We start from the raw sequence: 24413 nt of genomic DNA, 5'->3' as shown, positions 1-24413 counted from the left end.
CCCGGAGCCCGCCAACAAGGAGCCAGCGATGAACAGCAGCAAAGCGAGCAAGAAAGACAAGACGGAAGCCGCGCCGCGCACGGCCGAGATCGTGCGCGAGTACGGCCCCTTCGCCGGCGCCGCCAGCGTGGCCGGCGTGACCCACGACGGCGAGCGCGTCTGGGCGGCCACCGGTGCGCAGCTGGTGGCCTTCGATCCCGCGAGCGGCGAGACCACACGCACCCTGGACTGCGCCTGCGATGCCGGCACCGCCTTCGACGGCACCTACTTCTATCAAATTGCCGAGGCGCGCATCGACAAGATCGATCCGGCCAGCGGCAAGGTGCTGGCGTCGATTCCCACGCCCGGCCACGGCGGCGACTCGGGCCTGACATGGGCCGAGGGCAGCCTCTGGATCGGGCAGTACCGCGACCGCAAGATCCTCCAGATCGACCCGGTCAGCGGCGCGGTGCTGCGCACCATCGAGTCCAACCGCTTCGTGACCGGCGTGACCTGGGTCGACGGCGAGCTGTGGCACGCCACCTGGGAAGGCGACGAGAGCGAGCTGCGCCGCGTCGACCCCGACAGCGGCGCCGTGCTCGAGCGGCTGGAGATGCCGCGCGGCGCCAACGTGAGCGGGCTCGAGTCTGACGGCGCCGACCTCTTCTATTGCGGTGGCGGCGGCAGCGGCAAGGTCCGCGCCGTGCGGCGCCCGAAAGCCGCCCGGGCCTGAGCGGCCCACCGCGACAACCCCCTTTCGGCTTTGCTGCCGAAGACGAGCGCGCCGGCCACCAGGCGGGTGGAGCCGCGCATGGACCCAACCCACATCGGCTCACCGAGCCCAAGGAGAAACGCATGAACACCGCCATTGCCGAAAAGAGCACCGTGACAAACCACCCCGTCGTCTCGAAGGACCGGTGGCTGGCCCGGCGCAAGGCGCTGCTGGCGCGCGAAAAGGAACTCACGCACCTGCGCGACCAGGTCGCCCGCGAGCGCCGCGCGATGCCGTGGACCCGCGTCGAGAAGAACTACGTCTTCGACACGCCCGAGGGCCCGCGCGCGTTGGCCGACCTGTTCGAAGGCCGCCGCCAATTGCTGGTGCAGCACTTCATGCTCGGCCCCGATTGGGAGCAGGGCTGCCCGAGCTGTTCCTACATGTCCGACCACCTCGGCGGAATGAAGGTGCACCTGGAGAACCGCGACGTCACGCTGCTGGTCGTCTCGCGTGCACCGCTGGACCAGATCGAGCGCTTCCGCCGGCGCATGGGCTGGGAGTTCAGGTGGGTCTCGGCGCACGGCAACGACTTCAACTACGACTTCAACGTGAGCTTCACGCCGCAGCAGTGGGCCGAGGGCCAGGGCGAGGTCTACTACAACTACGGCGTGCGGCCCTTCCCGGCGCAGGAGGCCCCCGGCATCAGCGTGTTCTACAAGGGCGATGCGGGCGAGGTGTTCCACACCTACTCGACCTACGAGCGCGGCGTCGAGGCAATGATGGGCACCTACAGCCTGCTCGACCTCACGCCCAAGGGCCGCGACGAGCCCAACCCCGTCTACGCGATGGACTGGGTGCGCCACCACGACCGCTACGAACCGGCACCGGCCGCAAAGCCGGCGGCAGCGGCGGGTTCGTGCTGCCACGCGCCCGGCTGAACCGCGCTGAATCGGCAGGCACACCATCATGGCAAGCCTCTGGCCGTGGCTCGCAGTCGCAGGCGTCGGTGCCCTGCACGGGCTGAACCCCGCCAGCGGCTGGATGTGGGCGGCTGCCTGGGGCCTGCGTTCGCGCGACCGCAGGCAGGCGCTGCGGGCGCTGCTGCCGATCGCATTCGGCCATGCCGCCTCGGTGGCACTGGTGGCCGGCGCGGTGGCCTTCGGACTGTCGCTCGACCGCGCGCTGCTGCAGGTGCTCGCGGGCGTGCTGGTGATCGTCTTCGCGGGGCTTCACCTGTGGGGCCGCACGCCCAGCGCGGCGCGCGCACCGGCCGGGCATGCGGGGATGGCGCTCTGGTCCTTCATGGTGTCCACCGCCCACGGCGCCGGCCTGATGCTGGTGCCGGCGCTGATCCCGCTGTGCATGGGCGATGGGGCAGCGACGGCGTTCAGCGCGTCGGACTCGCTCTTGCTGGCGCTCGCGGCGGTCGGCGTTCATACCGCGGCCATGCTCGCAGTCACCGGTGCGATCGCTTGGGGCGCCTGCCACGGCTTCGATGCCGGCGGCCGCTGGCTCCGAAGACTCAAACAGAAACCATCAGCTGCAGCCGCGCATCGGCCGTGACGTAGCGGATGTGGCGGTAGTCGCGGATCAGGCTGATGCGGCCGCCCTGCCACTCGAGCCACATGATGTAGCCGGGCTCCGGATCGCCGCGCTGGTCGAACACCGCGATCACCTCGCGGCCCTCGAGCCATGCCGGGGCAAGCCACACGCCATCGACCTTTGCGTAGAGCGTGAAGAACATGCCGACGTCGGCGCGGCCGGCGCGCACCGGGTGCGCCGACTGGACCAGCCTCACGTCGTCGGCCAGCAGCGCGCGCAGTCCGTCCCAGTCGCGCTGGTTGAAGAGCGCGACATAGCGCACGAGCGCGGCGGACGGCGGCGGTGGTGGTGCGGGCGGGCCCGGCGGCTCTGCGTTGATCTCCCGCAGGCGCGCACGCCCGCGCGCGAGGTGGCCCTTCACGGCGTCGACCGTGAGGTCGAGCACCGCTGCGATCTCCGCCAGCGATTCGCCAAGCACGTCCTTCAGGATCACCACGCTGCGCTGGTGGATCGGGAGTTCCGCGAAGCGCGACACCGCGGTCTTGACAGCTTCCTGGCGCATCAGCATCTCCATCGGGTCGGGGTTGGCCGTGTCGGCCAGGTCGTTGGCGGCGTCGATCGGCTCGGCCATGCGGATCGTCCGGCCGCGCAGCAGATCGAGCGCGCGGTTGTGGGCGATGCGGAACAGCCAGGGCCGAAGCGGCGTCGCCTCGTCCATGGCGTGCACGGCCGCGAAGGCGCGCTCGAAGGTGTCCTGCACCACGTCCTCGCCTTCGATGACCGAGCCCATCAGGCGCGCGCAGTAGCGGTGCAGTTCGGGCCGCAGCGCCTCGGCGAGCGCCGCCAGCTGCGCCTGCTTGCCGCTGCGGTTCGGCGAAGGCGCCTGTGCTGCACTCACGCGGCCGCCTCCTCGAGCACCGTGATGCCCGAGTCGCCGCCGAAGCCGAAGGCGAAGGCCTTGGCATAGGCCGGGTCCTCCAGCATCGAAACCACCTTGTCGCCGAAGGCGCGCGGCGGCATCGGCGTACCGAAGCGCGCGAGGAACTCGCCGGGCGCCACGCCAATGGCGCGCGCATAGGCGGCCGCGCCCGCGTCGCCCACGCCGGTGCCGCCGATCATCTGCATCGGCACGATCGCCTGGAAGCGGATCCCGAGCTTCTGCTGCTCCGAAATGCCGTTGGCGTACTTGGCCATGAACCAGAGCATGCGCTTGGCGCCGGCATAGCCGCCCGACAGCGGCGAGCCGTTGCGCGCCGCGCCGCTCGATCCCACCAGCACGCGGGCGCCGGGCGCGAGCGGCAGCCTGAGCGCCGCCTGCAGCCAGTAGAGCCCGGCCTTGACGTCGGTCTCCCAGGCCGCGCTGAAGTCGGCCCAGCTCAGCTGGTCCAGCCGGCCCATGCGCGGCGGCGTGCCGGCGTTCAGCACGAGGATGTCGGGGCGGACCGCGGCCAGGATGCGGTGGGCCGCGGCCTCGTCCGTCACGTCGGCAGCGACGGTGGCCACGCCCAGCCGCGCGCGCACGGCCTCGAGCGCGCCGGCGTCGCGCGCGACCACCGTCACCCTGGCGCCCTGCGTGGCCAGCGCTTCGACCAGCCCCAGCCCCAGGCCGCGGCTTCCGCCGGTGACGACGATGTTCCTGTCCTTGATGATGCTCATGATGACCTGGCTCCGTTGTGTGGTGTGGATGGAACCAGGACGATCCAGGCCTGCAAAAGGAGTCAGCCCGCCGGCTGCAGCCGCGGCGCCTTGCCGGCAGCACCGGTCCGCGGGAACGTGAGCGCGATGGCCACGGCGCCGAGACCCACGGCCATCGAGCCGATGTACATCCAGGCATAGCTGCCGTAGCGGTCGAACAGCCAGCCGCCCAGCACCGGGCCGAGCGCCATGCCCAGGCTGGACAGCATCGACGCCGCACCCAGCACCGTGCCGAGGATGCGGGGACCGAAGTAGTCCCGCGCCAGCACCGCATAGAGCGGCATCACGCCGCCATAGGCAAGGCCGAAGACGATGGCCACGGCATAGAAGCCGCCGAGACGGTTCACCAGCAGGTAGCTCGCGGCGGCAAAGGCCTGGATCAGCAGGCCGGCCACGAGCACCCGCTTGGCGCCCAGCCGGTCCGCCAGCACGCCGAAGAGCAGCCGCCCGCCGAGGCCCGCCGCGCCTTCCATGCTGTAGATGGTGACGGCCGCGAAGGTCGGCAGGCCGCAGCCGATGGCATAGCTGACCGTGTGGAAGATCGGCCCGGAGTGCGCGGCGCAGCAGGCGAAGAACGTGATGCCGAGCACCAGGAAGGCGCGCGAGCGCAGCGCCTGTCCGATCTTCATTTCCGGCGCGGGGGCTGCGCCTCCGGGGGCGGCGTGGGCGGTGCGCGGCGCCGCGCGAATGAGCCAGACCGCGGGCAGCAGCACGACCCACGCGCCGATGCCGATGATCAGCTGGGCGGTGCGCCAGTCGTAATGCGTGACCAGCCATGCGGCCAGCGGCGAGATGGTCATGGGCGCCACGCCCATGCCAGCCGACACCAGCGAGACGGCCAGGCTGCGGTGCCTGTCGAACCACGACGCGGCAGTGGCGATCACCGGCGCGAAGAAGCTGCCGGCCGCAAGGCCCATCATCACGCCGTAGAAGAGCTGGAATTCGAGCAGGGTCGATGCGCGGCTGGCCAGCACCGTCGAAAGCCCGAGCAGCACCGTGCCCGCGAGCACCACCACGCGCGGGCCGTAGCGGTCGCTCAAGGCGCCCCAGCCGAAGCCGGCCACGCCCATGCTCAGGAAGGCCAGCGTCATGGCGCTGGAAATGCCCGCGCGCGACCAGCCGGTGGCCGCGCTCATGGGCTCCAGGAAAACGGCCAGCGAAAACAGCACGCCGATGGCCACGCAGGTCATCAGCGCGCCGGCGGCCACGAGGGACCAGTTGGAGTCGAGCGCGTCGGCCGGACGCGCGGAGGCAGCAGTGTTCATTGTCTTGTTCCAGCGGAAGATCGAAAATGGTGAACTGATTGGTTGACTATAAAGGAATTCACCTCTTCGGGCGCGCCTTTCAGCGCAGAGGTCCAACCAGGACGTTCAAGACTTCGCAAAGGAGCCAGACAGGCGCCGGCGCGGCGCGGCGCGGCGCGGCGGGCGCGCGGCGCACTTCGATGCCGCTGCGGCGGCTAGTGCGCCTCGATGCCGAACTCCCGCATGCGCCGGGTGATCACGTCGAAGTCGCGCCGGTAGTTCGCGCTGAACTGCTCGGGCGTGGTGTTGAGCATCTCCAGCCCGCGCTCCGCCATCCGCGCCTGGACCTCGGGCATGGCGGCGGCGTTGCGCAGCGCCACCGTCAGCCGCTCGACCACCGCGGGCGGCGTCCTGGCGGGCGCGACGAACGCGATCCATACCGCCGCCTCGAACAGCGGATCGTCGAAGCCCAGCTCGCGCATCGTGGGCACCTGCGGCAGCACGGCCGAGCGCTCGCGCCCCATGATCGCGAGCGGAACGACCTTGCCCGCCTGCACATGCTGGCGCGCGAGGCCCGCCGACGTGAGGCCGACGCTCACGGTGTTGCTCAGCAGGTCGGCCATGACGGGCGCCTCGCCGCGCTGCGGCACGTGCACCATGTGCGCATCGAGCTTGCGGTTGAGCGCCTCGCCCGCCAGGTGGCCAAGCCCGCCCGGTCCCCAGGTGCCATAGCTGAGCTGCTGGCCCGGCCGCGCCGCGAGCTTGCGGAAGCCTTCCATGTCTTTCACGCCGAGCTCGAGGTTGGCCGACAGGATGGCCGGGCTGCGCACGACCTGCGTCAGGAAGACGAAGTCGCGCTGCGGGTCGTAGGGCAGCGTCTTGTAGAGCGCGACGTTGTTGATGAGCGAATCGCCGAGCGTGACCGCGATGGTGTAGCCGTCGGGCGCGGCCCGCGCCACTTCGCCCAGGCCCACCGCGCCGTTGGCGCCGGCGCGGTTGTCGACCACGAAGGGCTGGCCCAGTGCCTTCGCGGCATGCTCGCCGATCAGGCGCGCGACGAAGTCGTTGGCGCCACCGGCCTGGGCTGTGACGACGACACGGATCGGCTTGCCCGGGAAGTTGCCTTGCGCGAAACCCGCGAGCGGCAGTGCGGCGAGCATGGTGAGGCCAAGGGTGAGAAAGTGGCGGCGCATCGGGGTCTCCTGGAGTTGTTCTGGATGTGGGGCGGCGCGGCGCGTCAGCCGGCCTGCGAGGCGCGCTGCTCGCGCTCGACCTCTTCCTGCAGCAGCCGCCGGTACTGGACCAGCGCGGCGTCCATCGCGAGCGGCAGCATGCGCGCTTCGGGATCGATGTTCAGGTACTGCGCGGTGATCATTTCTCGGTCTTCCTCGAACGCGGTGACCAGGCCGCGGTAGATGGTCTCGGTGACCGCGGGGTCCGCAATGCTGCTTCGGTGCGACTGCTGGAAGAAGTAGTGCGTGGTCGTTGCCGTCTCGGGCGTGAGCGCCTGGCAGCTGTGCAGCTGCACGCCGCCGCGCTGCTCGTCTTCGGCCTGCCCCACCGGCGCGCCGCCCGACTTCATCAGCAAGGTGCCGGGCAGGAGGAAGTCGTAGATGAAGTAGCGGTCGACGTTGCTGTCGAAACTCTGGAACGACTTCCAGAAGGGAGACGGGGGCACGTCGGGCACGTGCCGCGTCACGCGGATGCCGCGCGGCACCTTCTCGATCCTGGGCACGGCCTGCGCGATGGCGGTCGATCCGCCCAGCGTGCCTTCATGCACATAGCTCAGGTGCGAGAAGTCCAGCAGGTTGTCGCAGACCAGCAGGTAGGGCGTGTCGTAGTGGACATAGCCGGGCCTGTAGCGCCAGTCGGGGTGGTCGCACGAGAAGTTGTCCGGCAGCAGCGCGCGATCCGCGAGCGACGGATCACCCATCCACACGAAGATCCACTTGTTGTGCGAGACCACCGGGTAGGTCCGCACGCGCGCCTTCACGGGAATGCTGGCCAGCCCCGGTGCCTCCACGCAAACGCCGTCGGCGGCGAACTTGAGGCCGTGGTAGCCGCAGCGGACGCAGTCGCCTTCCCTGCGTCCGCGCGACAGCGGCGCATGCCGGTGGCAGCAGCGGTCCTGCATCGCGGCCAGTTCGCCGCCCTCGGTTCTATAGACCAGGATCGGCTCGTCGAGCACCGTGCGCGTGAACAGCGCGTCATCGGAAATTTCGTGATCCCACGCAATGACGTACCAGCAGTTTCGAACCCACATGCCTGTCTCCCAGAGTCCAGGCAATGTAGGAATTCGCGCGGCTTTCGTCTGTCCCTGCAGAAGGGTACAAAAGGCTCCGGGTGGGCCCTAATGGATGAAGCGCAGGAGCTGCTGGCGTCCGTGGATCGCGAGCTTCAGGTAGGCGCGCTTGCGCAGCGTCGCCACGCTCGACGCGGCAATGCCCAGGTCGGCGGCGATGCCGTCGGCGCCGATCCCGCAGGCGATGCGCGCGCAGACCTCGCGCTCGCGCGGCGACAGTTGCGGTGCCGTGCGCTGCAGCGTGCGCTCGATGCCCGCCACGCGCAGCGGCGTATCGGGCGATGCGAGCTGCGCGAACAGCGCATTGCGATGCGCGCGCTTCAGCAGGGGCGCAAGGCCGAGCAGTTGCGCAACATCCGCTTGCGCGAACTGGCCGTTCTGCCGGTTGCGGTACAGGTTGATCGCAAAGATCGTGCGCGGCACGGGCGAGTAGAGAAAGCTCAGCCGCCCCGTCAATTGCCGGCCGACGAAGATCTGCTCGCGCCACGCCGGGTCGGGGATGTCCGCCGCGTCGTACAGCAAGGCGGTCACGGGTGCGTGGGCCAGCGCCTCCCCACCCATGCGCGCAGCCAGGCGGGTCATGTCGTCCGCCAGCCGGAACCGCTTCTTGTAGAGGGAGAAGCACTCGGCCGTGATGTTGTCGCACCGGCCCATCGCATGCCCTTCGACCTGCGACGGAACACCGTCGATGTACTCCACGAGCGAGATGTATTCGACCGGCACCACGTGGTTGATGAAGTCGAGCATCTGGAGCGCGGGCGCCTGCTCGCTGCCCGCGTCGAGCAGGTGCGCGACGGCACCGGCGTCCAGCAGCTGGCCCGCAGGTGGCGTGTCGAGAAACCAGGTGGAAGGCATTGCGGCCCAATATAGGCAAGCCGCGCCCGATTCAACAGGGTGGAAGCCCGCGGGCCGCGAGCCCGGCCGGTCAGCGAATGCCCAGCGCGTGGTCGAGCGACAGGCGGCCCGCGCCGCGGCCCGCCAGGTACAGCAGCAGCACAGCCCACGAGAGGTGCGTCGGCCATGCATCCGGATAGACGAACACCTGGATCACCAGCGTCATGCCCAGCAGGGCCAGCGCCGACAGGCGCGTGAAGAGGCCCAGCACCAGCAGCAGCGGGAACAGATGCTCCGAGTAGGCCGCCAGGTGCGCGGCAATCTCGGGCGGCACGAAGGGCAATTTGTATTCGGTGCGGAACAGCTCGTACGCGCTGTCGGTCAGCGTGAGAAAACCCTCGACCTTGGTGCGGCCCGAGTAGAAGAAGATGGCCGCCACGGCCACGCGCGTGGCCAGTGCCAGCGCATCGTGGGCCACGAGGCGCGTGAGGCGTTCGGCCGCTGCGTTCCAGTGCGCGCGAAGACCGCGGTGGTTGCTGTTTTCGATCGATGCGGGAGCCTGAAGGTGGGTGCTCATGGTGCTCTTTCGTTGGATGCAGGCGAAGCCGAAGTGCCGGCGAATGCACCGGCGCGCAGCAGGGCTGCGAACATGGCCGAGATGTCTGCCTGCGGGTCGGCCGCCAGCGCGCGCTCCGCCGCCTCGGCAAGGCTTGCGCCGCTGGCGCAGGCGTCGAGGAAGGCGCAGCCGGCCCGGGTGATTTCATGCCAGTTCACCGTGTCGCCGGGCCGTGTCAGCAAGGCGCCCTCGCCTCGCCAGGCCAGTTCGTCGCCAACGGCGTCCGGCCGGCGATGGCGCTCCCAGATGCTGTAGACCGGTTGCTCGTCGAACCAGGCCCAGCGGGCCGCCGGATGCGGCGCGAGGACCAGGGCCGCCATCTGCTGCGGCGTGCGGCGGGCGATCCATGCGGCGTCGGCAGCCGGTGCGTCCTGCGCGGCATGGGCTTCGCGCCAGAGCGTGTCGAGCTGCGCCACGCCGGGCAGGTAGACGAGCTCGGCGGCCGGCTCGAAGCCGCGCAGGAAACCGGGGAAGCCAGTGCCGTAGTGCAGCAGGCGCCCGTCGCTCGGCGGATCGGCCGCTACATAGAGTGCGGCGGCGGCGCGAAACCACTCCTCGCCCACCAGCTGCGCAACGGTCGGGAAGTTGGCCTGCAGCGCATCGATGCAGGCCTTCATCACGGTGTTGCGATACACCGCGAAAGCGGGCTGCATGGCGAGCGCCCGCACTGCAGGGTGCGCGGCTTCCGGCGGAGCGAACAGGGCCTGTGCAAAGGCCTGCTGGAACTGATCGCGCAGCGCGTTCATGCGATGGCCTCCTGCGCGGCACGCTGCAGCACGGCCGCGGCCTGTTGCTGCTCCGCCATGAGCTCCCCGAAGGCCGGCACGTTGCCGTCGCGCTCGATCAGCGTGGGCCGGACGCCGGCGCGATCGACGAAGCGCCGGTACAGCTGCCAGACCTCCGGTGCGATGGGCGCATCGTGCGAATCGATCAGCAGTGCATCGCCGAGGGTGGGGTCGGCGCTGTGGCCCGCAAGGTGGATCTCGACGACCGGCGCCTGCGGAAAGCGGTCGATCCAGTCCGCGGCCGAGAAGCCCAGGTTGCATGCGGACACGTACACGTTGTTGATGTCGAGCAGCAGCCTGCAGCCGGTGCGGCGTGACAGCTCGGCAAGAAAATCGATCTCGTCCCATTCATGCCCGTCGATGTGCAGGTAGTGGGACGGGTTCTCGATGGCCATCGCCATGCCCAGCGCGTCCTGCGTGCGCGCGATGTTGCCGGCGATGCGATGCAGCGCGGCGGTGCTGCGCGGAAAAGGCAGCAGGTCCGGAAAGTACTGGCCGTTCCATGTGGACCACGCGAGGTGCTCGGAGATCAGCGCAGGCTGGATGCGCCGGGCGAGCGCCGCCAGCCGCTGGAGATGCGCTGCATCGGGCGCTGCCTCCCCTGCGAGCGAGAGCGAGACGCCATGCAGCGACACCGGATGGCGCGCGCGGATCGCATCGAGCCATCCGATGCGCGGGCCGCCCGCCACCATGTAGTTCTCGGGGTGCACCTCGAACCACAGGCCCTCGGCACGCGCGCCGAGCGCGGCCTCGTAGTGCTCCGGCTTGAGGCCGAGGCCGGCCGCGAGGGAGTCGGACATGGCAGCGTGCGCAGTGCAGCGGTCAGGACTTGATCGGCATCAGCGAACCCATGCCCTTGGGTGTCTTGATGGTGGTGCAGGTGCCGGCCGGAACGTTCTTCCACGAGTTGCCCTGGTAGTCGACCTTGGAGGTGCCCGCGCAGGTGGTGCCGGGGCCGGCGGCGCAGTCGTTCTTGCCGGCCATCGAGACGCCGTAGCACTTTTCCATGGCGGCCATCTTGTCGGCCATCGGTTTGTCTTGCGCCATGGCTGAGCCCGCGGCAAGGGCACCCAGTGCAAGAGCGGTGATCGCGAAAGAACGATTGATCATGGATGAACTCCAGAAGATTGATTGAGAAATTGCAACCGCGCCCAATGCGCAGTCCCTTGCTAGTTCGCGGCGTGCGAAGCCCGGGTTACAGGGCCCGGTGCGATTCGGCAGCTTTTTTGCGGGGCGAACGAAGATCGAGAAGTGCGCCGCCTGCTACAGCATCGAGTCTGCCCGCGCCACGCGCACGATGCGCGCCTTGGCACCATCCGTGAGCAGGTAGAGGCTGCCATCGGGCCCTTGCCTCAAGTTGCGGATGCGCTCGCCCAGTTCGGAGAACAGGGCTTCGCGCCGAACCACGCGCGGTGCGCTGTCCTCGCCCGCGAGCTCGAATCGCCATACGGCCTTGCCGGCCAATGTGCCCACGAAGACGTTTCCCTTCCACGCGGGAAACTGGTCGCCGGTGTAGAGGATGAGGTTGCTCGGTGCGATCTTCGGCGTTGTCCAGAAGGCCAGCGGCGCTTCCATGCCGCGCTTCGATGTTCCCTCGCCGATCTTTGCGCAGGTGTCGTACTCGCAGCCGAAAGTCACCACCGGCCAGCCGTAGTTCAGGCCCTTGCGCACGATGTTGATCTCGTCGCCGCCCTGCGGCCCGTGCTCGGCAACCCAGAGCTGCCCGGTCCGGGGATGGACGAATGCGCCCTGCGGATTGCGATGCCCGCGACTCCATATTTCCGGGCGCGCGCCCTGGCGTGCGACGAAGGGGTTGTCGTCGGGCACGGTGCCATCGGTGCGGATGCGCACGGTCTTGCCCTGGTAGTAGGCGAGCGCCTGGGCGCGCATGCGGTCCTGCGGCGCATGGCGGTCGCCGATGGTGACGAAGAGATGGCCGTCGGCGGAAAGCGCGAGCCGCCCGCCGAGGTTCTGCCCGTTCACCGCGCCCGGCGTCTGGCGAAACAGCACCTTGAGTTCATCGATGCGCGATCCGTCGTCGCTCAGCCGGGCGCGTGCCACCGCCAGGCCGTTGCGGTCGGCGTGCAGCCCGCGGCCGGCTTTGGTGTAGCTCAGGTACACGAGGCGGTTCGAGGCAAAGGCCGGATCGATGGCGACGTCCAGCAGGCCCCCGTGATCGCGATGGTCCACGCGCGGAACGCCTTCGATGGAAGAGATCTCGCGCCCATCGGCGCTGATCATGCGCAGCCTGCCCGGGCGCTCGGTGACGAGCAGATGGCCATCGGGCATGAACTCTATGCCCCAGGGCGACTCCAGCCCGTCGGCAAAGGTGCTCGCCTGCGGCGCATCCGGCGCGGAGTCCGCAGGCATCGCCCGCGCACCGGCATGCCAGAGCATTGCGAGAAGCAGCGCGGCGCCAAAGCCGTGCCGCCGCCAGGACAGCGCTGCAAACCTTGAACGACGAATGGCTGCGGGCGCTGTGTTCATGTCGGTGCTTGCTGAAGGGCCGCGGCGACGTTGCCGTTCGAAAATCTTATCGGCGAGCGGGCAAGCCCGACAGTCCGTTCTTTCCATGACCCCTTTGATCGAGGGCCGCGGAACGTGCCGTGGCTGGCGATACACTGAGCGGCCATGCGCGGCTATCGCCTCCCCCGACATTGCATGACCGCGTTCCTCGTGGTCCTGTCGCTGCTGTTCTCGCAACTGGCGCTGGCAAGCTATGTCTGTCCCGGGGCAGCGGACACGGCATCGACGGCCGAGATGGCGATGGCGCCGGGCCAGCCGTGCGAGGGCATGGACACCGCCCAGCCCGTGCTGTGCCACCAGCATGCCGCCGACATGTCGCTGTCGTTCGAACCGGTGAAGGCCGCCACGCCTTCGCTGCCTGCCATCGTGCAGGTATTGGCCGTGCCGCTGGTGCTGGCGGCGCTTGCCGAGCCGCTTCCGCGCCAGGCGCTGCCCGAGCGGCAGCATCCACCGCCTGATCCCGTTTTTCTTGCGACTCTCAGACTTCGCGTCTGACCCCTCCGTCGACTGACCGGTGCTGGTGCGGCGCGTCCGCTTGCCAGCGATTGCCTCGTTCGTCCGCGGAGTTGTCATGTCCATTTTCTTTTCCCGCGCAACCGCCTTGGCGGTTGTGCTGCTGCCGTGCCTTGCGACGGCCGCGCCCCTGTCGCTCGACGCCGCGCTGGAGCTGGCCGCCCGGCGCTCCGAGACGGCACGCGCCGCCCGCGCCGGGGTGCGGAGCGCCACCGAAGCGGCGCAGGCCGCGGCCCAGCTTCCCGATCCCGTGCTGCGCGTGGGCATCGACAACCTGCCCGCGACCGGGCCGGACCGCTTCCACACCGCGCGCGAACCGATGACGATGAAGCGCATCGGCATCAGCCAGGAATGGCTGTCCGCCGACAAGCGCGCGGCGCGCCAGGCCGCTGCCGATGCGGCGGTCGGACGCGAAAGGGTGCAGGCGCAGGTGGCCGCGGCCGAGACCCGCCTGCAGACCGCGCTCGCATACCTGGACGCCTTTTACGCCGGCGAAAGCCTGAAGCTCGCCGTGCTGGCGGAACACCACGCGCATGAAGAGCTGGAAGCTTCGCGTGCGCGCCTGTCGTCGGCCGCCGGCAGCAGCCAGGAGGCGCTGGCAATGGCAGGTGCAAAGGGCGTCTCGGAAGACGAGGCGGCGGACATCCGGCAGCAGCAGAACGCCGCGCGCGTGGCGCTCGAACGCTGGGTGGGCGTGCAACCCGACGAGCTGATGCCCGTCGGCGAGCTTCCCTTGCCCGCTGAAGACGCCTATGTGGCCGGGCACGCCACGGTGGCCGCGCGGCAGCGCGACGTCGACGTGGCCCGGCAGGCGGCGGCGGTCACGGCGTCCAACCGCAAGCCCAACTGGACCTGGGAGCTCGCCTACGGCCAGCGCACCGGCTATTCCGACGTGGTGTCGGTCGGCGTGAGCATTCCGCTGCCCGTGGCACCCGGCGAACGGCAGGACCGCGACACCGCCGCCAGGCTGGCGCTCGTCGAGAAGGCCGAAGCCGATCTGGCCGAGGCCACCCGCGTCGCCGGTGCCGAATACCGCGCACTCGCGAGCGATGCCGAGCGCCTGCGGCAGCGCATCGAGCGCTATCGCGCCGGTGTCGTCGTTCCCGCCGGCCAGAGGACGGCCGCCGCGATGGCGGCCTACCGCTCCAACCAGGCGAGCCTCGCTGCGCCGTTCGAGGCGCGGCATGCCGAACTCGAAGCGCAGCGCAAGCTGCTGGCGCTGCAGCGCGATCTCGCGCGGACCCGCATCCAACTGGCCTTCCGGCCGCTCACTGCCGAGGTGGCGCAATGAACCGAAAACTCACCGCGGGCGTGTTGCTGCTGGCCGCCCTGCTGCTCGCCACCGGTGCCTTCTACCTGGGCCGCAAGACGGGCCAGGCCGCGGATGCCTCGATCGCGGCCGCCGCTCCCGATGGCCGCAAGGTCCTCTACTGGCATGACCCGATGGTGCCTGGCCCGCGCTTCGACAAGCCCGGCAAGTCGCCGTTCATGGACATGCAACTCGTGCCCGTGTATGCCGACAGCGCCACCGGTGCGGCTGGCGACGCGGGCGTGAAGATCAGCCCCGCCGCGCAGCAGAACCTCGGCATCCGGTATGCGAAGGTGCGGCGCACCGACGCGTCGTCCTCGTTCGAAGCCATCGGTTCCGTGCAGTTCGACGAACGGCTCAATGCCGCGGTGCAGACCCGCGTGGCCGGCTACGTCGAGCGCCTGTCGGTTCGCGCACCGATGGAGCGCGTGCGCAAGGGCCAGGCCCTGGCCACCCTCTTCGCGCCCGACTGGCTCGGGCCGCAGAACGAGTGGCTTGCGCTCAGGCGCGCGGGCGTTTCGCCCGATCTCGTTGCGGCGGCCCGCGCCCGCATGCGGGCGCTGTCGATTCCCGCCGAACTCATCCGGCGCAGCGAGGAAAGCGGCACGGCGCAGGCGCGCTACGTGCTCACCGCGCCGGTCGATGGCGTGGTGGCCGAGCTGGGCGTGCGCGAAGGCGTCGCGGTCACGCCCGGCATGACGCTGTTCCGCATCGCGGGCCTGCAGAAGGTCTGGGCGGTGGCCGAGATTCCGGAGGCGCAGGCGCTTGGCCTCGCGCGCGGGCAGAAGGCCAAGGCCGTTCTGCAGGCCGACGCATCGCAGTCGTTCGACGGTGCGCTCGACGAGATCCTGCCCGAGATCAGCACCGCCACCCGCACCTTGAAGGCCCGCTTCGAGGTCGACAACACCAAGGGAAAACTCGCGCCCGGCATGCTGCTGCGGCTGCAGGTGGCGGGGCCCGCGAGCAACCGGCTGGTGGTGCCTTCGGAGACGGTGATCCGCACCGGCCGGCGCGCCGTCGTCATCGTGCGCAAGGCCGACGGTGCCTTCGAGCCGCGTGACGTGTCGCCGGGCGCGGACCTGGGCGACGACACCGAGGTCGTCTCGGGCTTGTCCGAGGGCGAAGAGGTGGTGGCCAGCGGCCAGTTCCTGATCGACTCGGAGGCGCGGCTGCGCTCGGTGCTCGGCAACATGGCGGCACCCGCGGCCGCACCGGGCGCAAGCGCCCCGGCACCGGCCGTGGTGACTCACCAGGCCGAAGGCAAGGTCGAGAGCGTGGCGCCCGACGGCATCACCATTTCGCATGGGCCGGTCGCGACGCTCCAGTGGCCCGCGATGACGATGGGCTTCGGCAAGGCCGCGCCCAGCGCATTCCCCGAGATCAAGCCGGGCGACCCGGTGCGCTTCGAGTTCAGGGAAGGCGGCGCCATGGGCTACGAGCTGGTCTCCATCCAGCGACTGCAATCGGGCGCCACGAAATGATCGCCGCCCTGATCCGCTGGTCGGTCGGCAACCGCTTCCTGGTGCTGATCGCGACCCTGTTCCTGGTGGCCGCGGGAGGTTGGTCGGTGGCGCATACGCCGCTCGATGCCCTGCCCGATCTCTCGGACACGCAGGTCATCATCCGCACGCCCTACCCCGGAAAGGCACCCCAGGTGGTCGAGGACCTGGTCACCTATCCGCTCACCACCACCATGCTCAGCGTGTCCGGCGCCAAAACCGTGCGCGGCTATTCCTTCTTCGGCGACTCGTTCGTCTATGTGCTGTTCGACGACAAGACCGATCCGTACTGGGCGCGCTCGCGCGTGGTGGAGTACCTCAACCAGGTGCAGGCCAGGCTTCCCGCGGGCGCGAGCGCATCGCTCGGCCCCGACGCGACGGGCGTGGGCTGGGTCTACGAGTACGCGCTGGTCGACCGCACGGGCACGCGCGACATCGGGCAGCTGCGCGCGCTCAACGACTGGTTCCTCAAGTTCGAGCTCAAGACCGTGCCCGACGTGGCCGAGGTGGCCAGCATCGGCGGCATGGTGCGGCAGTACCAGGTGGTGCTCGACCCCGACCGCATGCGCGCGCTCGGCATCACGCAGGCGGCAGTGGTGGAGGCCCTGCAGAAGGGCAACCAGGCCTCGGGCGGCTCGGTGGTGGAGCTTGCCGAGGCGGAGTACATGGTGCGCTCGCGCGGCTACCTGCGCTCGCTCGATGATTTCCGGACCATCCCGCTCGCGGTGGCGGGCGCCACGCCGGTGCTGCTGCGCGACGTGGCCACCGTGCGGATCGGCCCCGAGATGCGCCGCGGCATCGCCGAGCTGGACGGCGAAGGCGAAGTGGCCGGCGGCGTGGTCGTCATGCGCTCGGGCAAGAACGCGCGCACGACCATCGAGGCCGTCAAGGCGAAGCTCGAGGCGCTCAAGCCGGGCCTGCCGCCGGGCGTGGAGATCGTGCCCACCTACGACCGGTCGCTGCTGATCGACCGCGCGGTGGAGAACCTTCGCTCCAAGCTCGTCGAGGAGTTCGTCGTGGTGCCGCTGGTCTGCGCGGTGTTCCTGTTCCACCTGCGCTCGGCGCTGGTCGCTGTGGTGGCGCTGCCCATCGGCGTGCTGGCCGCGTTCGTGGTCATGCACTGGCAAGGGGTCAACGCCAACATCATGTCGCTGGGCGGCATCGCGATTGCCATCGGCGCGATGGTGGACGGCGCGATCGTCATGGTGGAGAACGTGCACAAGCACATCGAGGCCTTCGAGGCCGCGCAGGGCCGGCCGCCCGCGGTGGCCGAGCGCTGGCGGCTGGTGGCCGATGCGTCCGTCGAGGTGGGGCCGGCGCTGTTCTTCTCGCTGCTGGTGATCACGCTGTCCTTCGTGCCGGTGTTCTCGCTCGAGGCGCAGGAGGGGCGGCTGTTCTCGCCGCTGGCCTTCACCAAGACCTACGCCATGGCGGCCGCGGCGGGCCTGTCGGTCACGCTGATCCCGGTGCTCATGGGCTACCTGGTCCGCGGGCGGATTCCGCATGAAGCCGCCAACCCGGTGAACCGCTTGCTCATGGCGGCCTACCGGCCCGCGCTGGAGCTGGTGCTGCGCTTTCCCAAGGGAACGCTCTTCGTTGCCGCCGTGCTGCTGGCCCTCACCGCGGTGCCGATGATGCGGCTCGGCGGCGAGTTCATGCCGCCGCTGGACGAAGGCGACCTGCTCTACATGCCGTCGGCGCTGCCCGGGCTTTCGGTGTCGAAGGCGTCCCAGCTGCTGCAGCAGACCGACCGGCTGATCAAGACGGTGCCCGAGGTCGAGCGCGTGTTCGGCAAGGCGGGACGCGCGGACACGGCCACCGATCCAGCGCCGCTCGAGATGTTCGAGACCACCATCCAGTTCAAGCCTCGGGCGCAATGGCGCGCGGGCATGACGGCCGACAGGCTGGTCGAGGAACTGGACCGCGCCGTCAAGGTGCCGGGCCTCAGCAACGTGTGGGTGCCGCCGATCCGCAACCGCATCGACATGCTGGCCACGGGCATCAAGAGCCCCGTCGGCATCAAGGTGGCCGGGGCGGATCTGGCCACCATCGATGCGCTGACCACCCAGATCGAAGCCGCGGTCAAGGGCGTTCCCGGCGTGTCGTCGGCCCTGGCTGAGCGGCTCACCGGCGGGCGCTACATCGATGTCGATGTCGACCGGCTCGCGGCAGCGCGCCATGGCCTCTCGGTGGCGGACGTGCAGGCCGTGGTGTCCACGGCCATCGGCGGCGACAACGTGGGCGAAGTCATCCAGGGGCGCGAGCGCTATCCGATCAACCTGCGCTATCCGCGCGAGGTCCGCGACTCGCTCGAGCGCCTGCGGCAGCTGCCCTTCGTCACGGCCAGGGGCGCGCAACTGCTGCTGGGCGATGTCGCCAACATCCGCATCGAGGACGGTCCGCCGATGCTGCGCAGCGAGAACGCGCGGCTGTCGGGCTGGGTCTATGTGGACGTGCGCGGGCGCGACCTGCGCTCCGCCGTCACCGACATGCAGGCAGCTGTCGGCCGCGCCGTGAAGATGCCCGCGGGCTACGCGGTGTCATGGTCCGGGCAGTTCGAATACCTGGAGCGCGCAACCGAGCGGCTGAAGCTGGTCGTGCCGGCGACGCTGGCGGTCATCTTCGTGCTGCTCTACTTGCTGTTCAGGTCGTTCGGCGACGCGGCGCTGGTGATGGCGGCCGTGCCGTTCTCGCTGATCGGCGGTTTCTGGCTGGTCTGGGCCATGGGCCACTCGGTCTCCGTCGCCACGGCGGTGGGCTTCATTGCGCTGGCCGGCGTGGCGGCCGAGTTTGGCGTGGTGATGCTGGTCTACCTGAAGAACGCGCTGGCGCGGCGCCTGGCCGCCGGCGAGCCGATGGACGACCAGACCCTGCGCGCCGCCATCCGCGAAGGCGCCGTGCTGCGCGTGCGGCCCAAGGCCATGACGGTGGCCGTCGTCATGGCGGGCCTGCTGCCCATCCTCCTTGGCAGCGGCACCGGCTCGGAAGTGATGACGCGCATTGCCGCGCCCATGGTGGGCGGCATGGTCACCGCGCCGCTCTTGAGCATGCTGGTGGTTCCGGCTGCGTGGTATTTGCTGCGTCGCCGAGGGAGTGCCGTGAGATCCGACAAGCAAATACACTAACGGCAATCCGTTCCTTCAATCAGAACTCCATTCCGTGCCCGGCCGTCCTTTCGCTCATCAAAGAAACACCTGCCGTTAGCGTATTTCCTATGCCGTCGCTTCCCCTCTTCTCCGAACCCTCCGGTGAATCGCATCAGGCGGCGTTTGCCAGCTGGCTGGCCGCGCAGCAAGAAAACGGCGCCTTGCGGCAGCCCTCTTCCATCGCGGTCTATCGCGACATGTGGGGCAGTTTCACGGCCTGGTGCCTCGGCCAGTCGCCCGCGGTGACGCTTGCGTCGCTGGACAAGGGCGACCTGTCGGCGTTCCAGCAGGCGCGCTTCGGCATGAAAAGCGACGACCTGTCGCTGTCGCCGCGCTATGCGCTGCGCCTGCTTCGGCTGATCGACCGGGTGCTGCGCCACCATGCACAGACGCACGACGTTCCCGTCAACACCGCCGCCGCGGACTGGATCGCAACGCAGCCGGAGATTCGCTATGCGGATTCGGTGCGGGCCGATCCGCTGCCGGAATTCCTCTCGGTCTCCGAGGCCCGGCATCTCATCGTCTTTCTCTCGAGCGCCCGGCCACGTCCCGGCGCGGCAGGCGACCGGCATGCCCAGGCCGCGCTGAGCTGGCAGGCGCTGCGCAACCGCACGGCCGTTGCGCTGCAGCTGGGCGCGGGGCTCACGCCCGGAGACGTCCGCCTGCTGCGGCTCGATGCGCCCACATCGCAGATGGCTGGCCGGCGCGATCGGCCCTGGAAGGTTGCGGTGCCGGGCAACGGCAATTCGCCGGCGCGCGAGGCACCGGTCGCTCCCTGGGCCGGCGAACTGCTGCAGCACTGGCTCAAGGTACGCGCCGAGCTGTTGATCGCGGGCGAGTTCCTGTTCCCGGCCACGCGCAGCGGCAAGCCCTGGAGCAAGGAGGCGCAGTACGTTGCCGCCAAGCAGGTGCTGCAGGATGCGGGCATCGAGGCCGCCGGCGGCGGCTCCTTCCTGCTGCGCCACACCTTTGCGCTGCGCCAGTTGCGCAGGGGCGCCACGCTCGATCAGGTGGCGCGCTGGCTCGGCGTGGAGCCCGAGGCGATGGGCAAGTACCAGCGCGTGCTCACCGGTCCGGCCGAGATCGTCTGACGATCAGTCTTCGGGCCGGCTCCACAGCCAGATCGCGACCGCCGCCATGAGCACCGGCGCGCCGATCTTCACGGCGATGGGTGCGGCGGTGGCCAGCAGCACGGCCGAGCTCAGCGCCATCATGGCCGTCGCGGTCCATTTCGCGCGGCGCGGCACCGCTCCGCGTTGGCGCCACTGGCGGATGTGCTTGCCATAGCGGGGGTGCCCGAGCAGCCAGTCTTCGAGCGCGGGCCAGCCGCGCCCGGCAGCCCAGGCGGCCGCGAGCAGGAACGGCACCGTCGGCAGAACGGGAAGAAAGGCGCCGATCAGGCCGAGGGCGACGAACACCAGCGCCAGCGCGCGCCAGAGCAGTCTTGCGACGGGGCCGGCCGGCCTCATGAAGAAAGGCACCCTTCGGGGCGATCCGCCGGAAGTTGCGAAAGAGGCATCGGCGCATCCTAAGCCAAGGCTGCTCGAGAGCCGCCGACGGCCATGCGTGATCTGAACCCCGTTCTCCGACAAAATCGGGGTATGAAGGAGATCGACAACCTGTTCGGCAAGGAGCCTCGCGCGCTGGAAGATTGGCGCGGCAGCGTGGCAGATGCCATGGCAAGGCGCGACGTGCAGGTCGACCAGGCCATCGACACGCTTCGCCGTGCAGCCGGCGGTGCCGCCGCCAGCGTCGCCGCCTTGATGCACGCCGTGAGCCCGGAGGCTTCGCACCGGCCGGCGAGCCCGGCCGCCGCCAGGACGGAGGACCCCGCCGGATTCACGACTCTTGCCGAGCAGCTGCACGGCATTGCGCTCCAGCTGCGCGAGCTCGAATCTTCGGTGCGCAGCCTGCTGACGCGCACGCGCAAGGACCCGGCGTTGGACGAGTGAAAAAAGAGGGCTACCCGATGTCCGCCCGCGGACCCGGCCTCGATTCGCCATCCCGCTCCCAGTAACCGCCGTTCATCAGGTTCTCGCGCACCATCGCGCGGGCGCGATGCAGCCGGCTCTTCACGGCCTGCACGCTCAGGCCCAGGCTTGCCGCGACTTCGGGGGCGGTCAGTTCCTCCACATCGCGCAGGATCAGCGCGACGCGATAGGCCTCCGGCAGCGCGGCAATCGCTTTCGCAAGGTCGAGGCGCAGGTCCGTGGGAATCGGTGGCGCGGCCAGTTCCTCTGCCAACGGCGCTGGAAGGGGCGCCTTGGCGGCACCGCGCTTGAAGATCCGGTAGCACTCGCGCTCGACGATGCGGAACAGCCAGCTGGCAAAGGCCGCCACGGTGCCGAGCGTGCCGATCTTGCGGTGCAGCTGCCACAGCGCCACCTGCACCGCATCCTCGGCGTCCTCGCTGTTCGAGCAGGTGCGGCGCGCGAATCGCCGGAGGTCGGGTTGGCAGGCGCGCAGCAATTGCGACAGCGCCCGCTCGTCCCCGGCGCAGGCGGCTTCGATCAGCGCGGCGGACGCGCCGATCATCGGGCCGGGTCCGCGGCCTTCCGGCCGAGCATTGCGCAGGCGGGACAGAACCCGACGATGGCCGTGGCCGCGAGCATTCCCGCGGTGCCGAACCCCAGCATGCGAAGCGTCCCGGCGGGCAGGAAGTAGAAAGCGCCGAGGGCGGCGATGACGCCGAGACACAGCCGAACTGCGCGCTCCCATGACGGGAGGTTGCGCTTGAGATGAAACATGGTGCGGGCTCCGGTGATTGTTGACCCTTGCATGGAGGCCACTCCAGGGCCAAAAGGATTCGGCGCCGAAAAGAATTCCGCAGGACTTTTTCTATGGCCCGGCCGTGTCCCCCGCCTGGTCCTTGCCGCCGAGGGCGCCGCGCGTCTCCAGCATGCGCCGCGTCTTCTCCAGTTCGCTCTGCAGCTGCTCGGCGTTCCAGCAGGTGCGTTAGTTCGCGGCCATGATCTTGCCGGAGAACGTAGGCGGACCAGGCAGCGTGCACATCGCGCAAGGTCTTCCAACGGTCGCGGTCCGGGAGCGCCGGCAGAATCGGCGCCGGCGAGCGACGGCCCATCAGACGCCAGCGCAGCATGTCCCGGCGGCAGTGCCGGAGATTCGCCAGACGGTGCCTGGCGAATCGGCCAGGTCAGGGAGGACGAGCGCGTCTGGCGCGGGTTGCGCTCGATCAGCTGCTCGCTGTAGCCCCGCCCGCTGGCGGCGAGTGCATCGACTTCGGATACCGACGACATCACGGCCAACTTACTAGCCATAGCGAATGTCGGCACGCCTGCCCCAAACCGCGGCAATGTCATGCCTTGGTCCACGTGCATTGCATCTGGGTCGGCCAGGTGCTGATCGATCCGGTACTCGGAAAGAACCTCATCGAGGGCTTCATCGGGCAATTCCACCTCCGCCGCCACGAGCCCGCTCAGAACGAAATGTTGCCAACCTGGTAGCGTCTCGCCCCAGGCAGACAGTGCATCGAAGATGCTGAACGTTGGTGAGTCATGGGGCCGCCTCCCTCAACCCGAGTGCGCGCAGCCAGGCGTCGACCTGACCGAAAGCATCCTGCTGCCACTGCTCCGGACTGCGATCTCCGAGGACATCCGTTTCTTCGACGAAGCGACGTACACATGTCGGCCCAAAGCCCTCGACGGTGTCGAACTTACCCGCAATGAAGCCGTACCCCTCCGCGCCGCTGGCATGACCGAGCAACGGGCGGCACTCCTCGGCGAGCGCCTCTGGGCCTCCCGGGTAGTTGCGGACGCAGTAATAGATGTCGTAGGCGTCCTTCTGTTTGTAGCGTCCTTCGATTGCATGACCCTTCATTGCCAGAAGCGCTGGGATCGAGCAGACGGCGATCTCGACGCGGTTCGTCCCGCCAGCCGGCATCGAACCGGTGATCGCCACCAACCGATAGAAGTGAAGGGCCAGATCGGCACCGTCCGCTCTTTGCACTGCAAAGTCGCTGATCAGAGGCGGCACGTTCTTGACGATCTCGGCGTTACGGGGCATCAGGAAGTCGACAATGACGTCAATCGGAGTACCGCCGTCCTGGGTAGGAACTTCGCGAACGAGCTGAAAGCGTCGGAGTTCGCGGCGCTGCTCATAGCCGTGGCCCTGTAACGCCTCAATGAGCATGGCATATTCGCCGTCGCCTAGTGCGCCTGCGTCCAGGCCGAGATCCACATCCAGCGTGCCGACGTGCGGCATGTCTTGGTTATCGAGCAGCAACCACGGTACAGCGCCGCCGACGATGGCGAACTTGCCCTTGAAGCTCCCAAGGATCTGACCAATCTCGACAAGCACCGTTTTGACGGCCGCTGTCGTGCGGTCGTCGTAGTCGGCGGCGGACTGTGGCTCGCCCTGCGTCATTTCGGCCATGTCAGCCATTCTTTTCGTAGATGCTCGGCTGCTTCCCGCCCTCGCTCCCCGGCCGCAGCGAGATCGAGGTACGTCTGGACCGGGCTGGTGCAGATGACGCCAGGTGCTGGCTCCACTGTATCGCGGAAGACACCGAGGTCCTTGAGCACAGTCACAGTCACGTTCTCGCCTTTCGAAGTCGACGACAGCTTCAGGCCCGCGAGCAAATGTTCAAGGCCCGCATCGTCCGCGTAGAAATACTGCATTCCCGTGCGGCCATATGGGGCGAGCCACTGCGCTGCAGAGAAAGACGCCAATATCGCCCGACCGGCTTCGCGATCCGCATGCAAAACCCGCCGCGCAGCCGCCTCCAACGGACCACCGTGCAAGGTCGTGTAGAAGTTCATTCGCGGGCCAGCCGGTGGTTCGTAGGCGTCGCGCCACTCGTCCAAAAGCGCGTCGGGCTCAGACAAGTGCATGCCTTCGTCGGATATTTGCGCCCACTCACGATCGAGCAGGCCGGTGCGCACATTGCTCACATGGCCCAAGCTGACATCGGCGACCTGAGCGAGCTCCGTGACGCGCCACGCTCGGTTGGGATCACGAAGCATTGCGCGCAGCACCTGTGCTGACTTCGGCTTGAACAGCGATTTGAGCTCCCGCCGCTCGGCAACTGGCTTGCTGGCAACTTGGCGCTCGATGAAGATGCCGTCAAAGACTAAGCGGGCATTGCCCTCGAAATCGAGAAACCCGACTTCCTGCTCGCGACAGAGTGCTTGGGCTTCCGGGGTCAGATACGGTGCGATAAAAACCGGCGTGGCGTCTGGTGCCTGATGAGCGATGTAATGGCGCAACTGAAGCAATGCCATTCGAACATGGCGCGGCTGCCCACTCGACTTCACTTCGCAAACCAGGACACGCCGCGCGCCCGACACGTCGATGTGCGCCACGATATTGATCCCGAAGTGGGGATCCCGGGTCCCGTGCTCAATGTCCAGCAGTTGGATCGCTGACACCTGTTCGAGCAGCGTTCGGAGGGCGTCCGCAGCTTGGCAAGCTACCTCTTTCATCGACTCGATCGCTTTCAACATTCGCTGAAAGTAGCCTTTTTGGTGAAAATGTCAAGAAATTTCATCGGCAAAGCTAATTTCAGCAAGCGCTGAAACACCCTATTGGTGAAAATTGCTTGTTCGAGGTTCGGACCTGCGTCCAAAGTGAGCGTGGCCTTTCGAGATGCCCCAGGGCTCATGGCGTCGTTAGTACGATCAGTGCTGAAGCAATCCGCTGTGGCAGGACCCGATTTCTGGCGCTCTCCATACCAGATGCGGACCTCGCCT

25 protein-coding genes are annotated in these 24413 nt (G+C 68.8%); 9 read left to right on the top strand and 16 right to left on the bottom strand.

Annotated features, from left to right (window positions below):
* Positions 1-28 precede the first annotated feature (28 nt).
* The 3 genes from VPA02S_RS20050 (at position 29) to VPA02S_RS20040 (ending at position 2257) form a co-directional block, all read left to right on the top strand.
* Positions 29-712: a Vgb family protein gene (locus VPA02S_RS20050; protein WP_015866341.1), complete on the top strand. Its 684-nt coding sequence runs from the start codon at positions 29-31 to the stop codon at positions 710-712.
* Positions 713-834: 122 nt separating this feature from the next.
* On the top strand, positions 835-1632 hold the full coding sequence (locus VPA02S_RS20045; RefSeq protein ID WP_062365310.1) for a DUF899 domain-containing protein: 798 nt from the start codon (positions 835-837) through the stop codon (positions 1630-1632).
* Between the two features lie 28 nt (positions 1633-1660).
* Positions 1661-2257, top strand: a complete 597-nt coding sequence (locus VPA02S_RS20040) for a hypothetical protein (protein WP_062365309.1) — start codon at positions 1661-1663, stop codon at positions 2255-2257.
* On the opposite strand, the gene VPA02S_RS20035 is transcribed toward VPA02S_RS20040, so the two are convergent.
* The 11 genes from VPA02S_RS20035 to VPA02S_RS19985 form a co-directional block, all read right to left on the bottom strand.
* Positions 2217-3134 carry a sigma-70 family RNA polymerase sigma factor gene (locus tag VPA02S_RS20035; RefSeq protein WP_062365308.1) on the bottom strand — a complete coding sequence of 306 codons (918 nt, stop codon included), beginning with the start codon at positions 3132-3134 and terminating at the stop codon, positions 2217-2219. The two genes, VPA02S_RS20040 and VPA02S_RS20035, sit on opposite strands and share 41 nt — an antisense overlap.
* The gene (locus tag VPA02S_RS20030) at positions 3131-3892 is read right to left on the bottom strand and encodes an SDR family NAD(P)-dependent oxidoreductase (RefSeq protein WP_062365307.1); all 762 of its coding nucleotides are present in this window, start codon (positions 3890-3892) and stop codon (positions 3131-3133) included. Before VPA02S_RS20030 ends, VPA02S_RS20035 begins: the two co-directional genes overlap by 4 nt.
* 62 nt (positions 3893-3954) lie before the next feature.
* The gene (locus VPA02S_RS20025; protein ID WP_062365306.1) at positions 3955-5196 is read right to left on the bottom strand and encodes an MFS transporter; all 1242 of its coding nucleotides are present in this window, start codon (positions 5194-5196) and stop codon (positions 3955-3957) included.
* A gap of 194 nt (positions 5197-5390) precedes the next feature.
* Positions 5391-6368, bottom strand: coding sequence for a Bug family tripartite tricarboxylate transporter substrate binding protein (locus VPA02S_RS20020; protein ID WP_062365305.1), 978 nt, complete (start codon positions 6366-6368; stop codon positions 5391-5393).
* A gap of 44 nt (positions 6369-6412) precedes the next feature.
* Entirely contained in the window at positions 6413-7438 is a 1026-nt protein-coding gene (locus tag VPA02S_RS20015) for a Rieske 2Fe-2S domain-containing protein (RefSeq protein ID WP_062365304.1), read from the bottom strand.
* 87 nt (positions 7439-7525) lie between these two features.
* A complete protein-coding gene (locus VPA02S_RS20010) occupies positions 7526-8332 on the bottom strand; it encodes a helix-turn-helix transcriptional regulator (protein ID WP_062365303.1) in 807 nt (268 codons plus the stop codon).
* Between the two features lie 70 nt (positions 8333-8402).
* Positions 8403-8888 carry a DoxX family protein gene (locus tag VPA02S_RS20005; RefSeq protein WP_062365302.1) on the bottom strand — a complete coding sequence of 162 codons (486 nt, stop codon included), beginning with the start codon at positions 8886-8888 and terminating at the stop codon, positions 8403-8405.
* Positions 8885-9673: an HvfC/BufC N-terminal domain-containing protein gene (locus VPA02S_RS20000; protein WP_062365301.1), complete on the bottom strand. Its 789-nt coding sequence runs from the start codon at positions 9671-9673 to the stop codon at positions 8885-8887. Before VPA02S_RS20000 ends, VPA02S_RS20005 begins: the two co-directional genes overlap by 4 nt.
* Positions 9670-10512, bottom strand: a complete 843-nt coding sequence (gene bufB / locus VPA02S_RS19995) for an MNIO family bufferin maturase (protein ID WP_062365300.1) — start codon at positions 10510-10512, stop codon at positions 9670-9672. The genes VPA02S_RS20000 and bufB overlap by 4 nt, the downstream gene beginning before the upstream one ends.
* Positions 10513-10534: 22 nt before the next feature.
* Positions 10535-10822 (bottom strand): BufA1 family periplasmic bufferin-type metallophore, encoded by a 288-nt coding sequence (locus VPA02S_RS19990; protein WP_062365299.1) that lies wholly within the window; start codon positions 10820-10822, stop codon positions 10535-10537.
* A 153-nt stretch (positions 10823-10975) separates the two neighbouring features.
* Positions 10976-12082, bottom strand: coding sequence for a PQQ-dependent sugar dehydrogenase (locus VPA02S_RS19985; RefSeq protein WP_244883659.1), 1107 nt, complete (start codon positions 12080-12082; stop codon positions 10976-10978).
* Positions 12083-12373: 291 nt separating this feature from the next.
* Here VPA02S_RS19985 and VPA02S_RS19980 point away from each other — a divergent pair, with 291 nt between their 5' ends.
* The 5 genes from VPA02S_RS19980 (at position 12374) to VPA02S_RS19960 (ending at position 19796) form a co-directional block, all read left to right on the top strand.
* Positions 12374-12733, top strand: coding sequence for a hypothetical protein (locus VPA02S_RS19980; protein WP_169804841.1), 360 nt, complete (start codon positions 12374-12376; stop codon positions 12731-12733).
* Positions 12734-12809: 76 nt separating this feature from the next.
* Positions 12810-14042 carry a TolC family protein gene (locus VPA02S_RS19975; RefSeq protein ID WP_062365296.1) on the top strand — a complete coding sequence of 411 codons (1233 nt, stop codon included), beginning with the start codon at positions 12810-12812 and terminating at the stop codon, positions 14040-14042.
* Entirely contained in the window at positions 14039-15541 is a 1503-nt protein-coding gene (locus tag VPA02S_RS19970; protein WP_062365295.1) for an efflux RND transporter periplasmic adaptor subunit, read from the top strand. The genes VPA02S_RS19975 and VPA02S_RS19970 overlap by 4 nt, the downstream gene beginning before the upstream one ends.
* A complete protein-coding gene (locus VPA02S_RS19965) occupies positions 15538-18684 on the top strand; it encodes an efflux RND transporter permease subunit (RefSeq protein WP_062365294.1) in 3147 nt (1048 codons plus the stop codon). The genes VPA02S_RS19970 and VPA02S_RS19965 overlap by 4 nt, the downstream gene beginning before the upstream one ends.
* Before the next feature lie 89 nt (positions 18685-18773).
* Positions 18774-19796, top strand: a complete 1023-nt coding sequence (locus tag VPA02S_RS19960) for a tyrosine-type recombinase/integrase (RefSeq protein ID WP_018906962.1) — start codon at positions 18774-18776, stop codon at positions 19794-19796.
* A 3-nt stretch (positions 19797-19799) separates the two neighbouring features.
* Here the strand turns inward: VPA02S_RS19960 and VPA02S_RS19955 are convergent, their stop codons facing one another.
* A complete protein-coding gene (locus VPA02S_RS19955; RefSeq protein WP_062365293.1) occupies positions 19800-20174 on the bottom strand; it encodes a YbaN family protein in 375 nt (124 codons plus the stop codon).
* Between the two features lie 132 nt (positions 20175-20306).
* Here VPA02S_RS19955 and VPA02S_RS19950 point away from each other — a divergent pair, with 132 nt between their 5' ends.
* Complete coding sequence (locus tag VPA02S_RS19950) at positions 20307-20657, top strand: hypothetical protein (RefSeq protein ID WP_062365292.1); 351 nt, start codon at positions 20307-20309, stop codon at positions 20655-20657.
* A 10-nt stretch (positions 20658-20667) separates the two neighbouring features.
* On the opposite strand, the gene VPA02S_RS19945 is transcribed toward VPA02S_RS19950, so the two are convergent.
* The 4 genes from VPA02S_RS19945 to VPA02S_RS19930 all read right to left on the bottom strand — a co-directional run bounded on the left by VPA02S_RS19945 (position 20668) and on the right by VPA02S_RS19930 (position 24167).
* Complete coding sequence (locus tag VPA02S_RS19945) at positions 20668-21240, bottom strand: RNA polymerase sigma factor (RefSeq protein WP_062365291.1); 573 nt, start codon at positions 21238-21240, stop codon at positions 20668-20670.
* Positions 21237-21452, bottom strand: coding sequence for a YgaP family membrane protein (locus VPA02S_RS19940; protein ID WP_018906958.1), 216 nt, complete (start codon positions 21450-21452; stop codon positions 21237-21239). Before VPA02S_RS19940 ends, VPA02S_RS19945 begins: the two co-directional genes overlap by 4 nt.
* 766 nt (positions 21453-22218) lie before the next feature.
* The gene (locus VPA02S_RS19935; RefSeq protein WP_062365290.1) at positions 22219-23097 is read right to left on the bottom strand and encodes a hypothetical protein; all 879 of its coding nucleotides are present in this window, start codon (positions 23095-23097) and stop codon (positions 22219-22221) included.
* Positions 23085-24167: a type IV toxin-antitoxin system AbiEi family antitoxin gene (locus tag VPA02S_RS19930; RefSeq protein ID WP_062365289.1), complete on the bottom strand. Its 1083-nt coding sequence runs from the start codon at positions 24165-24167 to the stop codon at positions 23085-23087. Before VPA02S_RS19930 ends, VPA02S_RS19935 begins: the two co-directional genes overlap by 13 nt.
* Between the last annotated feature and the right edge of the window lie 246 nt (positions 24168-24413).

It is taken from the genome of Variovorax paradoxus NBRC 15149, from assembly GCF_001591365.1.
GTDB classification, from domain to species: Bacteria; Pseudomonadota; Gammaproteobacteria; order Burkholderiales; family Burkholderiaceae_C; genus Variovorax; species Variovorax paradoxus.
This window is presented reverse-complemented; position numbering and strand designations above follow the sequence as displayed.